Raw genomic sequence first — 11,816 nt, forward strand, 5'->3', positions numbered from 1 at the left:
CGAAGCCGGTTGGTGCCAGGCATCCTGGGCCTTGCTCAGTTGGCGGGTGCCGCTGCACCTTCTGCTGCAGCGCCTTCTGCGGCCGGGGCCTTGGGCTCTTCAAACTTGCCACCTGCGGCATTGGCCATGTAGACCACGCCACGGGCAATTTCGGTGTCGTTGAAATCGCCGCCGCCTTGAGGCGCCATCGCTCCCTTGCCCTTGAGGGCCGAGTGCACCAGACCTTCCAGACCTTGTGCCAGGCGCGGGCCCCAGGCCGCGGCATCCGCGAACTTGGGAGCACCTGCGGCACCTGTGGCATGGCAGGCCGCGCATTGACCCTTGAAGACTTCTTCACCCGAGCGCAGCGGGCGATTGGCATCCCGGATTTCCACGAGGCCGATTTTCTGCAGCCGCTGGGCCTTGGCCATTTCGGTCTGGGAAGCGCCGGCGCCGGCCTTGTCGGCCGAGCTCACGTATTGCACGAGGCCGATGATCACGAACACCGGAACCACGAACGAGAAAAACACCGCCATCAGCAGCTGCTTGGGGTTCTTGATCGGGCCCGTATGGGCTTCTTCGGTGTGGGTTGCGCTCATGAAGTCCTCTTGTGTTGTGGGGGCGTGAGTCAACAACAAATTATATCGACGGGCCTCTTGCAGACACTGCGCGCAGACCCGGGTTGACCTGGGGCGCACATATGCCATGAGATGGATCAAGCAAATGGCAAATGCTTTCCGCGCGCCATGAAAAAGAGGTGTTCACCTTGCGGAGAACACCTCTGTGCGGTGGGCGCGGCAGATGCCTGCCTTGGGTCTTACTGCGCGGGCGCGGTAGCCGGCGTGGCTGCCGCTGCTGTCGCTGTCCTGTCGGTCCAGCCGCCGCCAAGCGCCTTGTACAGCTCGATCTGGTTGAGCAGCTGCGCCAGACGCACGCTCACGGTGGACTGCTCCAGCGCGAACAGGGTGCGCTGTGCATCCAGCAGGTCCAGGTAGCTGGCCACGCCGTTGCTGTAGCGCAGGTCGGACAGCTTCAGGCGTGCCTGCTCGGCTTCGAGCTGGGCGCGCTGGGCCATGATCTGGTCACGCAGCGTGCCCTGGCTGTCCAGTGCGTCGGAGACCTCGCGGAAGGCGCTCTGGATGGACTTCTCGTACTGGGCGATGGCCACTTCGCGCTCGACCTTGGCCGCAGCCAGATTGGCCGAATTGCGGCCCGCATCGAAGATGGGCAGGAGGGCGGATGGAGCGAGGGTGAAGCCCCAGCTGCCGCTCTTGAACAGGCCCGACAGCTCGTTGCTGGCCGTGCCGAACTGCCCCGTCAGCGTGATGCGCGGGAAGAAGGCTGCACGCGCGGCACCGATGTTGGCGTTGGCACTGATCAGCTGCTGCTCGGCCTGGCGAATGTCGGGCCGCTGCGTGAGCAGGTCCGAAGGCAGGCCGGCCGGCACGGCGGGCAGGTCGGCCGTGTCGCGCAGGCCCTGGCTGGAGCCCAGGCTGGCGACCACGTCCGCTGGCAGCGCCTGGCCCAGCAAGAGCACCAGGGCATTCTCGTCCAGGGCGCGCTGGCGCTGCTGCTGCGCCAGCGTGGCGCGTGCAGCCTCGGTCAGCGAGACGGCCTGGCGGTAGTCCAGCTCGGACGCCACGCCCGTGTCGAAGCGCAGCTTGGTCAGCTTGATCGACTCTTCACGGGTCCGCAGCGTGTCGCGCGAGATCTTCAGCAGCTGCTCGTCGGCCAGCAGCGTGTACCAGCCGCTGGCCACAGCGGCCACCAGGCTGGTCTGCGCGGCGCGGCGTGCCTCCTCGGTCGCCAGGTACTGGGCCAGGGCCGCTTCCTTCAGGCTGCCGATGCGGCCGAAGAAGTCCAGTTCCCAGGAAGTGACGGCGAGGCCCACCTGGTAGCTGTTGACGTACTTGGCGCCCGAGCCCGTGGTGTTCGGGGCGCGGCTGGCGTTGACGCCTGCACCGACCGTCGGGAACTGGTCGGCGCGCGTGATCCGGTACTGGGCCTGGGCGCGCTCGATGTTGAGCGCGGCCACGCGCAGGTCTCGGTTGTTGTCCAGCGCGGTGCGAACCAGCTGCTGCAGGCGTGCGTCCTGGAAGAAATCCTGCCAGGGCAGCTGCGCTGCAGCCGTGCCGCCTTCCGCCGCAGCGGTGGCGTTCGCGCGGGTGTACTGCGCCGCGACCGGAGCGGCAGGGCGCTCGTAGGTGGGGATGAGCGAGCATCCCGCCAGGAGCACGGCGGTGGCGATGGCCACCGGGGTACTGCGATTAATCATGGCTCAAGGCCTCCTTGCCGGCCGGTGTGGACGGCGGGTTGTGCGTTTTGATCTTGCCCTTGAACAGCTTGCGCACCACGACGAAGAAGGTGGGCACGAACAGCACGGCCAGCACGGTGCCGGTGATCATGCCGCCGAGCACGCCGGTGCCGATGGCACGCTGGCTGGCCGAGCTCGCGCCCGTGGCGATCACCAGAGGCACCACGCCCAGGCCGAAGGCCAGCGAGGTCATGATGATGGGGCGGAACCGCAGGTGGGCGGCTTCCAGCGCAGCCTCGATCAGTCCCTTGCCTTCGGCCTGCAGGTCCTTGGCGAACTCCACGATCAAGATCGCGTTCTTCGCCGACAGGCCGATCACCGTCACCAGTCCGATCTGGAAGTACACGTCGTTGGAGTAGTTGCGCAGCAAGGTGGCAAGCACCACGCCCAGCAGACCCAGCGGCACGACCAGAATCACCGACAGCGGAATCGACCAGCTTTCATACAGGGCGGCCAGGCACAGGAACACGGCCAGGATGGCGAAGGCGTACAGGAAGATGGCTTGCGAGCCCGCCAGCTTTTCCTCACGCGACTGGCCGGTCCACTCGAAGCCGAAGCCTTCGGGCAGCTTGGCAGCCAGCTTTTCCATCTCGTCCATGGCATCGCCCGAGCTGAAGCCCGGTGCGGCCGAGCCTTCGATGCGCACGGCTGGGTAGCCGTTGTAGCGCACCGTCTGCTGGGCGCCCTTGACCCACTTGGTGGTCGCGAACGTGGACAGCGGCACCGGATCGCCCTTGGCATTGCGCGCGTTCAGGCGCAGCAGGTCGTCGGGCTGCATGCGGGCCGGAGCATCGGCCTGCACGATCACGCGCTGCAGACGACCCTGGTTGGGGAAGTCATTGACGTAGGACGAGCCCAGCGCCGTGGACAGCGCGGCATTGATCGAGGTGAAGTCCACGCCCAGGGCGTTGGCCTTGTCGCGGTCGATCTCGATGCGCAGCTGGGGCGCGTCCTCCAGACCATCGGGACGCACGCCGGCCAGCACCTTGCTCTGCCCGGCCATGCCCAGCATCATGTTGCGGGCATTGATCAGCGCATCGTGCCCGTGGCCGGCACGGTCCTGCAGGCGGAACGAGAAGCCCACGGCGTTGCCCAGTTCGGGAATGGGCGGCGGGTTCACGGCGAACACGAAGGCATCGCGGATGCCCGACGTCATGCCCATGATGCGGCCCGTCATGGCGTCCACCGTGGAGTTCGCTCCCTTGCGCTCGGACCAGTCCTTGAGCGGCACGAAGGCGAGGGCGGCGTTCTGGCCCTGGCCGGAGAAGCTGAAGCCCAGCACGCTGACCATGTTGGCCACTTCGGGCTGCGGCAGCACGGCTTCTTCCACCTGCTTCATCACCTCCAGCGTGCGCTCCTTGGCGGCGCCAGGGGGCAGTTGCACGTTGACGATGAAGTAGCCCTGGTCCTCGGTCGGCAGGAACGAGGTCGGCAGGCCACGGAACACCACCACGGCGCCCGCGATCACGGCCAGGTACACGCCGATCATCAGCACCGAGCGCTTGAGCAGTCGGGCCACCCAGCCCTCGTAGGACTTGGCCGAGCGTGCGAACGTGCGGTTGAACCAGCCGAAGAAGCCCTTCTTCTCGTGGTGGTGACCGGCTTCCACGGGCTTGAGCAGCGTTGCGCACAGGGCCGGTGTCAGCGTCAGCGCCATGAAGGCCGAGAAGCTGATGGAGGCCACCATCACGATGGAGAACTGCCGGTAGATATTGCCGGTGGACCCCGCGAAGAAGGCCAGCGGTATGAACACCGCGATCAGCACCAGCGTAATGCCCACGATGGCGCCCGAGATCTGGCCCATGGCCTTGATCGCGGCCTCGCGCGGCTGCAGGCCTTCCTCGCTCATGATGCGCTCGACGTTCTCCACCACCACGATGGCGTCATCCACCACGATGCCGATGACCAGCACCATGCCGAACATGGCCAGCACGTTGATCGAGAAGCCCACGGCCTGCATGACCGCGAAGGTGCCCAGCAGTGCAATGGGCACCACGATGGTCGGGATCAGCGTGTAGCGCCAGTTCTGCAGGAACAGGAACATCACCAGGAACACCAGCACGATGGCTTCCAGCAGCGTGTGGGCGACCTTCTCGATGGAGATGCTCACGAACTTGGAGCTGTCGTAGGGAATGGAGTACTTCACGCCCTTGGGGAAGAACTTCTGCAGCTCTTCCATGCGCGCATGCACGGCCTTGGCGGTCGCCAGCGCATTGCCGCTGGGCGTCAGCTGGACGCCGATACCCACGGCATCCTTGCCGTTCAGGCGGGCGGAGGTCGCGTAGGCCTGGCCGCCGATCTCGACGGTCGCCACGTCCTTGAGGCGCACGGTGGAGCCATCGGGATTGGCGCGCAGCACGATGTTCTCGAACTGGCCGATCGAAGACAGCTGGCCCATCACCGTCACCGTGGCGGCGATCTTCTGGCCCGTGATGTTGGGCAGGTCGCCGATGGCGCCGCTGGCCACCTGGGCGTTCTGGCTGCGGATGGCGGCCGTCACGTCCTCGGCCGAGAGCTTGTAGCCCTGCAGCTTGGCGGGATCGAACCAGATGCGCATCGCCTTTTCGGTACCGAACAGCTGTGCCTGGCCCACGCCGGCCACACGCTGGATTTCGGGAACGATGTTGCGCGAGGCGTAGTCACCCAGGGCCACGGTGTCATAGGCCTTGGCGTCCTCGGACGACAGCATGATGAACAGCAGGAAGTTGGACGACGCCTTGTCCACGCGCACGCCCTGCTGCGTCACGGACGCAGGCAAGCGCGGCGTGGCGCGCGACAGGCGGTTTTGCACGTCCACCTGCGCCAGGTCCACGTTGGTGCCGGCCTCGAAGCTGATGGTGATGCTGCCCGTGCCATCGGCCTGGGCCACCGACTCCATGTAGACCAGACCGGGCGAGCCGTTCATCTCGCGCTCGATCACGGACAGCACGCTGTCTTCGAGCACCTTCGCGGACGCGCCTGGGTAGGCGGTGTTGATGACGATGGCCGGAGGAGCCACCTTGGGGTATTGAGCGATCGGAAGCTTGGTCAGCGCGATACCACCGAGGACGATGATGAATAGCGCGACGACCCATGCAAAGATCGGTCTGTCGATAAAGAACTTGGCCATTGCTGAGCCCCTTGATTACTTCTTGTCTGCCTGGTCCGCAGGCTTGGCATCGGCTGCGGCTTGCGGGGCTGGCGCTGCCGCGCCGGCCGGCTTCTGGGCACCTGCGGCCTCGGGCTGCCAGGGCACGGGCTTGACCGGCGTGCCGGGCGGCAGCATCTGCAGCTTCTGGAAGCCGTCGACCATGACCTTCTCGCCCGCCTGCAGGCCTTCGCTGACCAGCCACTGGTTGTTCTGGGCCGTGGTCACCTTCACCTGGCGCTTGGTGATCTTGCCGTCGTCGCTGACCACGCTCACGGTGTCGCCGGTCTCGGTGCGCGTCACCGCCTGCTGGGGCACGGCAATGGCGTTGGACGCCTGGGCCTGCTCCATGCGCACACGCACATACATGCCGGGCAGCAGCAATCCCTTGGGATTGGGCACCTCGGCACGCAGCGTGACCTGGCCGGTGGAGCTGTCCACGGTCAGGTCGGTGAACAGCAGCTTGCCCTTGAGTTCATAGGCCGTGCCGTCGTCCAGGCGCACCTCGACGCTGGCAGCCTCGGCGCCATCGGCCTTCTTGAGCTTGCCCTGCTCCATCGCGCGGCGTAGCCGGAAGGCCTCGCTGGACGACTGGGTGAAGTTCACATAGACAGGATTGATCTGCTGGACCACGGCCAGCGGAGTCGCCTCGCCCTGGCCGACCAGCGCGCCTTCGGTTACCAGCGACTGGCCGATGCGGCCGGAGATGGGGGCCGTGACGTTGGTGTAGCCCAGATTGATCTCGGCCGTGCGCACCGACGCCTTGCCGGCCGCCACATCGGCCTGGGCCTGCTTGTAGGCTGCCTCGGCGTTGACGAAATCCTGCTTGCTGATGGCGTTGGCGGCAACCAGCGGGCGGTAGCGTTCCAGCTGCGCCAGTGCCTGCGCCTGGTTGGCTTCGGCGCGGGCCTGCGTGGCCTTGGCGCTTTGCAGCGTGGCCTGGTAGGGAGCGGGGTCGATGCGGTACAGCACCTGGCCGGCCTTCACATCGCTGCCTTCCCGGAACAGTCGTTCCTGCACGATGCCGGCGCTGCGGGCGCGGATCTGGGCCACGCGGCGCGCATCCACGCGGCCAGGGAGTTCGGTCACAAGGCCCACGTCGGCGGGGGTTGCGACCACCACGCCCACCGGCACGGCGGGCATCTGCTGCTGCGCGGCAGCTTTTTCTTCGGGCTTTTTCCCGCAGGCCGCCATGGCCATTGCGGCAGTGACGGCCAGGGCCACGGTGGTGAGGCGCAGACTGCTGTAAGGGGACGGAGCGGCTGACACATTGCTGCGTGTGCTGGGCATGATGGGTCCTTGTGCTGAATCAAATAACGATGTTGACGTTCCGGTCAGCGCTATCCGGAACGCCCGTGTCCACGGGCAAGTCGCGGATTATACATACATACATGAATGTATAATGACCGCTGTTGCTGCAAGGCGGCGCGAAGCATGGCGTAGCGTGGCATGGCCGGGCTCAACGATGGAAGGAAATACATCTTGGCACGACGAACGAAAGAAGATGCGTTTGCAACGCGCAACAGTCTGCTGGACGCTGCGGAGCAAGTGTTCTACGAACAGGGTGTCGCCCGGGCCTCGCTCAACGAGATTGCCCAGCGAGCCGGCGCCACGCGCGGTGCGGTCTACTGGCATTTCAAGGACAAGCTGGATCTCTTCTACGCCATGCTGGACCGCGTCACGCTCCCGCTGGAGCAGGCGGCCTACAGCGACTGCGAGGACGATTCGGAGTGCGATGCACTGGAATATGTGCGGCGCCTGATGGCTGTGGTCTTCGGGCGCATCGCCGATGACGACAGCACGCGGCGTGTCTTCGAGATCCTGCTGCTCAAGGTGGAATACGTGGGCGAGCTCATGCCCGTGCAGGAGCGCAACCGTGCCGCGCTGGACTCCTTTTCCGCGCAACTGGAGCTGGCGCTGCGCGCGGCTGCCGAAAGCCATGCGGTGACCATGTCCATGCCGGCTCCCCAGGCATCGATCGCGCTGTGCGCCATGTTCGATGGCCTGTTGCAGAGCTGGCTGCTGGGAAGGGCCTTCGATCTCAAGCAGGTGGGCGCGCAGGCGGTGGATGTCTGCCTGCGGGGATTGGGCTTCACGGTGCCGCAGGCGCAATAGCGCCGGGTCCTGGGGGCTTGGACGTGCCGGGGCAAAGTCATGCGACAATGCTCGGCTTGTGCAGGGCAGCGATGCCCTGAGCGGCTGTAGCTCAGTGGATAGAGTATTGGCCTCCGAAGCCAAGGGTCGTGGGTTCGATCCCCGCCAGCCGCACCACAATTTTTCTTGGATCGCCCAGGTGGCCTGAGAAAAAAATGCACTGAAATTTTTCTGACGAAAAAAACGGTGCTAGAATTCAAATCTCTTCGGAGGGGTGCCCGAGTGGCTAAAGGGGGCAGACTGTAAATCTGTTGGCTTACGCCTACACTGGTTCGAATCCAGTCCCCTCCACCAGTAATGGTGAAGAAGAGAAGTCATCTGAAAAGATGGCGACGTGCAGTCAATCTGTGCGGGAGTAGTTCAATGGTAGAACCCTAGCCTTCCAAGCTAATGACGCGGGTTCGATTCCCGTCTCCCGCTCCAGTTGGCGAGCAAAGTTTTTTGAGATTGCTTCGGCAGCCTCAAGGCCCATGTGGCTCAGTGGTAGAGCACTCCCTTGGTAAGGGAGAGGTCGGCAGTTCGATCCTGCCCATGGGCACCATTATCTCTGGTGCGCTCGCTAGATGGGGTTGCGCCAAATCCTGTTGTAGTGATTTAGATTTTTTTCGGAGTCGGAAAAATGGCTAAAGCAAAATTCGAGCGTACCAAGCCGCACGTCAACGTTGGCACCATCGGTCACGTGGACCACGGCAAGACGACCCTGACGGCTGCTATCGCTACCGTTCTGTCCAAGAAGTTCGGCGGCGAAGCCAAGGCTTACGACCAGATCGACGCAGCACCTGAAGAAAAGGCTCGCGGCATCACGATCAACACCGCCCACGTCGAGTACGAAACGGCCGGTCGCCACTACGCTCACGTTGACTGCCCCGGCCACGCCGACTACGTCAAGAACATGATCACCGGCGCTGCTCAAATGGACGGCGCCATCCTGGTGTGCTCGGCCGCTGACGGCCCCATGCCCCAGACCCGCGAGCACATCCTGCTGGCCCGTCAGGTGGGCGTGCCCTACATCATCGTGTTCCTGAACAAGTGCGACATGGTGGACGACGAAGAGCTGCTGGAGCTGGTCGAAATGGAAGTGCGCGAGCTGCTTGCCAAGTACGACTTCCCCGGCGACGACACCCCCATCATCCGCGGCTCGGCCAAGCTGGCCCTGGAAGGCGACCAGTCCGACAAGGGCGAAGCTGCCATCCTGCGCCTGGCTGAAGCACTGGACTCCTACATCCCCACGCCCGAGCGCGCTGTGGACGGTGCCTTCGCAATGCCCGTGGAAGACGTGTTCTCGATCTCTGGCCGTGGCACCGTGGTGACTGGCCGTATCGAGCGCGGCATCATCAAGGTCGGCGAAGAAATCGAAATCGTCGGTATCCGCGACACCCAGAAGACCATCGTCACCGGCGTGGAAATGTTCCGCAAGCTGCTGGACCAAGGTCAAGCTGGCGACAACGTGGGTCTGCTGCTGCGCGGCACCAAGCGTGAAGACGTGGAACGCGGCCAAGTGCTGTGCAAGCCCGGCTCCATCAAGCCCCACACCCACTTCACGGCTGAGGTGTACGTGCTGTCCAAGGACGAAGGTGGTCGCCACACTCCGTTCTTCAACAACTACCGTCCCCAGTTCTATTTCCGCACGACCGACGTGACCGGCTCCATCGAGCTGCCCGCCGACAAGGAAATGGTGATGCCTGGCGACAACGTGTCGATCACCGTCAAGCTGATCGCCCCCATCGCCATGGAAGAAGGTCTGCGCTTCGCCATCCGCGAAGGTGGCCGTACCGTGGGCGCTGGCGTGGTTGCCAAGATCATTGCCTAATTGATTCGTAGGGGTATAGCTCAATTGGCAGAGCGTCGGTCTCCAAAACCGAAGGTTGTAGGTTCGATTCCTACTGCCCCTGCCACCTGATGGTGGAATCGCAACGAGCCCGCCCCAAAGCGGGCTTCGGTGTCTTGGCGTTGCGCAAAAGATGCGCATTAGAAATGGATTATGGCCACTACTCAGGTTGAAACGGTCAGCTCCGGAGCTGACAAAGCCAAGCTTGCCGCAGTCGCGGCTTTAGTCGTTGCTGCGATCGCAGGTTTCTATCTGCTGAGCAAGCAAGGGCCCATCGTCCAGTGGCTGGTGCTGCTGGTCGGCCTGGCTGCAGCTGCTGGCACGTTCCTTGTTTCCGAGCCCGGAAAGCGTTTCGTGAGCTTTGCCCAGGATGCCTGGCGCGAAGTCAAGAAGGTCGTCTGGCCGACGCGCAAGGAAACCATGCAGATGACCTTGTACGTCTTCGGCTTTGTCGTCATCATGGCCTTGTTCCTGTGGTTCACGGACAAGACGCTTGAGTGGGTCTTGTACGACCTGATTTTGGGCTGGAGGAAGTAATGGATGCTGTCGAAACGGGTGTGAACGACGGAGGGGCAGCGCCTGCCAATCCGGATCTGCGCTGGTACATCGTCCATGCCTACTCCGGCATGGAAAAGGCGGTTGAGCGCAACATCATCGAGCGCATCGCGCGCTCTGACATGCAGTCCAAGTTCGGTCGCATTCTTGTCCCTACTGAAGAAGTGGTGGAAATGAAGAATGGCCAGCGCCGCACTACCGAGCGCCGTCTGTTCCCTGGCTACGTGTTCGTCGAGATGGTCATGGACGACGACACCTGGCACTTGGTCAAGCACACCAGCAAGGTGACGGGTTTCGTGGGCGGTGCCAAGAACCGTCCTGCGCCGATTTCCGAAGAGGAAGTGCGCAAGATCGTCAGCCAGATGCAGGAAGGCACGGAAAAACCGCGCCACAAGGTCGAGTTCATGCCCGGCGAGCTGGTGCGTGTCAAGGAAGGTCCGTTCACGGACTTCAACGGCTCTGTCGAAGAAGTCAACTACGAGAAGAGCCGTCTGCGCGTCTCCGTGATGATCTTCGGTCGCTCCACGCCGGTCGAGCTTGAATTTGCCCAGGTTGAAAAAACCTGAGTTACCGCTTACAATCTCTGGCTCTGCATTTTTAGGCTTGGTGCAGAGCGTTCTCACAAGAGTCTTTTAACCCCCGGGGAGCTGTCGGCTGCAACTGTTGTTGGTTGGGCCGGCGGCGCTATACCCGCAAGGAGCATTCAATGGCGAAGAAAATCGTCGGCTTCATCAAGCTGCAAGTGCCAGCTGGTAAGGCCAATCCCTCTCCCCCGATCGGTCCTGCGCTGGGTCAGCGCGGCCTCAACATCATGGAATTCTGCAAGGCGTTCAACGCCCAGACCCAAGGTGTCGAGCCCGGACTGCCCCTGCCCGTGGTCATCACGGCCTTCGCGGACAAGAGCTTCACCTTCATCATCAAGACGCCTCCGGCGACTGTGCTGATCAAGAAGGCCATCAAGCTGGACAAGGGTTCTTCCAACCCCCTGAAGAACAAGGTCGGCAAGATCACCCGCGCTCAGCTGGAAGAGATCGCCAACACCAAGCTGAAGGACATGAACGCTGCTGACGTGGACGCCGCCGTGCGTACGCTGGCTGGTTCGGCTCGCTCGATGGGCGTGATTGTGGAGGGCGTGTAAATGGCCAAGTTGACCAAGAAGCAAAAGGCTCTCCAGGGCAAGGTGGAGTCCACCAAGCTGTACGCTTTCGCTGACGCAGTTGCGCTGGTGAAGGATGCTGCAACCGCCAAGTTCGATGAATCCATCGACGTGGCCGTGCAACTGGGCGTGGACGCCAAGAAGTCTGACCAAGTGGTTCGCGGCGCTGTCGTGCTGCCCCATGGCACCGGCAAGGTTGCCCGCGTGGCTGTGTTCGCCCAAGGCGCCAAGGCTGAAGAAGCCAAGGCTGCCGGCGCCGACGTGGTCGGCATGGACGACCTGGCTGCCCGCGTGAAGGCTGGCGACATGCCCTTCGACGTGGTCATCGCTGCCCCCGACGCCATGCGCGTTGTCGGTACGCTGGGCCAGATCCTGGGCCCGCGCGGCCTGATGCCCAACCCCAAGGTTGGCACGGTGACTCCCGATGTGGCCACGGCTGTGAAGAACGCCAAGGCTGGTCAGGTGCAATACCGCGTCGACAAGGCCGGCATCATCCACGCCACCATCGGCCGCCGCTCGTTCGACAACGAGAAGCTGCAAGGCAACCTGGCTGCGCTGATCGACGCCCTGAACAAGTCCAAGCCCGCTTCGAGCAAGGGCCTGTACCTGCGCAAGGTCGCTGTTTCGTCGACCATGGGTGTGGGCGTTCGCGTCGACACGCAAACCATCTCGGCCTGATAGCCAAGAAATCTTGAGACACCTT

At 63.6% G+C, this 11,816-nt stretch carries 9 protein-coding genes, 5 tRNA genes and 1 pseudogene; 11 read left to right on the forward strand and 4 right to left on the reverse strand.

Annotation, left to right across the window (positions count from 1 at the left end; genetic code table 11):
- Positions 1 to 47 precede the first annotated feature (47 nt).
- The 4 genes and pseudogenes from JHD82_RS10385 to JHD82_RS10400 form a co-directional block, all read right to left on the reverse strand.
- Positions 48 to 578 (reverse strand): annotated as a pseudogene (locus JHD82_RS10385) (cytochrome c5 family protein); the annotation flags it as partial.
- Between the two features lie 218 nt (positions 579 to 796).
- Complete coding sequence (locus JHD82_RS10390) at positions 797 to 2,254, reverse strand: efflux transporter outer membrane subunit (protein ID WP_199136355.1); 1,458 nt, start codon at positions 2,252 to 2,254, stop codon at positions 797 to 799.
- The gene (locus tag JHD82_RS10395; protein ID WP_012202432.1) at positions 2,247 to 5,402 is read right to left on the reverse strand and encodes an efflux RND transporter permease subunit; all 3,156 of its coding nucleotides are present in this window, start codon (positions 5,400 to 5,402) and stop codon (positions 2,247 to 2,249) included. Before JHD82_RS10395 ends, JHD82_RS10390 begins: the two co-directional genes overlap by 8 nt.
- A 15-nt stretch (positions 5,403 to 5,417) precedes the next feature.
- Complete coding sequence (locus JHD82_RS10400; RefSeq protein WP_012202433.1) at positions 5,418 to 6,710, reverse strand: efflux RND transporter periplasmic adaptor subunit; 1,293 nt, start codon at positions 6,708 to 6,710, stop codon at positions 5,418 to 5,420.
- A 192-nt stretch (positions 6,711 to 6,902) separates the two neighbouring features.
- On the opposite strand from JHD82_RS10400, the gene JHD82_RS10405 reads away from it, so the two are divergent.
- The 11 genes from JHD82_RS10405 (at position 6,903) to rplA (ending at position 11,791) form a co-directional block, all read left to right on the forward strand.
- Positions 6,903 to 7,535, forward strand: a complete 633-nt coding sequence (locus JHD82_RS10405; RefSeq protein WP_199136357.1) for a TetR family transcriptional regulator — start codon at positions 6,903 to 6,905, stop codon at positions 7,533 to 7,535.
- Between the two features lie 80 nt (positions 7,536 to 7,615).
- Positions 7,616 to 7,691, forward strand: a tRNA-Arg gene (locus tag JHD82_RS10410).
- A 91-nt stretch (positions 7,692 to 7,782) separates the two neighbouring features.
- Positions 7,783 to 7,868, forward strand: a tRNA-Tyr gene (locus JHD82_RS10415).
- 55 nt (positions 7,869 to 7,923) lie between these two features.
- Positions 7,924 to 7,997 (forward strand) — tRNA-Gly (locus JHD82_RS10420).
- Between the two features lie 43 nt (positions 7,998 to 8,040).
- Positions 8,041 to 8,115: transfer RNA gene (locus JHD82_RS10425), tRNA-Thr, on the forward strand.
- 78 nt (positions 8,116 to 8,193) lie between these two features.
- Positions 8,194 to 9,384, forward strand: a complete 1,191-nt coding sequence (gene tuf / locus JHD82_RS10430; protein WP_012202435.1) for an elongation factor Tu — start codon at positions 8,194 to 8,196, stop codon at positions 9,382 to 9,384.
- Between the two features lie 9 nt (positions 9,385 to 9,393).
- A tRNA-Trp gene (locus JHD82_RS10435) sits at positions 9,394 to 9,469 on the forward strand.
- 86 nt (positions 9,470 to 9,555) lie between these two features.
- On the forward strand, positions 9,556 to 9,939 hold the full coding sequence (gene secE / locus JHD82_RS10440; protein WP_012202436.1) for a preprotein translocase subunit SecE: 384 nt from the start codon (positions 9,556 to 9,558) through the stop codon (positions 9,937 to 9,939).
- Complete coding sequence (gene nusG, locus JHD82_RS10445; protein WP_012202437.1) at positions 9,939 to 10,523, forward strand: transcription termination/antitermination protein NusG; 585 nt, start codon at positions 9,939 to 9,941, stop codon at positions 10,521 to 10,523. Before secE ends, nusG begins: the two co-directional genes overlap by 1 nt.
- Before the next feature lie 140 nt (positions 10,524 to 10,663).
- A complete protein-coding gene (gene rplK, locus JHD82_RS10450) occupies positions 10,664 to 11,095 on the forward strand; it encodes a 50S ribosomal protein L11 (RefSeq protein ID WP_012202438.1) in 432 nt (143 codons plus the stop codon).
- On the forward strand, positions 11,096 to 11,791 hold the full coding sequence (gene rplA, locus JHD82_RS10455) for a 50S ribosomal protein L1 (protein ID WP_012202439.1): 696 nt from the start codon (positions 11,096 to 11,098) through the stop codon (positions 11,789 to 11,791). It begins immediately after the preceding gene.
- Positions 11,792 to 11,816: the final 25 nt, after the last annotated feature.

Origin of the sequence: Delftia sp. ASV31, from assembly GCF_016428765.1 — a bacterium.
Classification (GTDB): domain Bacteria; phylum Pseudomonadota; class Gammaproteobacteria; order Burkholderiales; family Burkholderiaceae_C; genus Comamonas; species Comamonas acidovorans.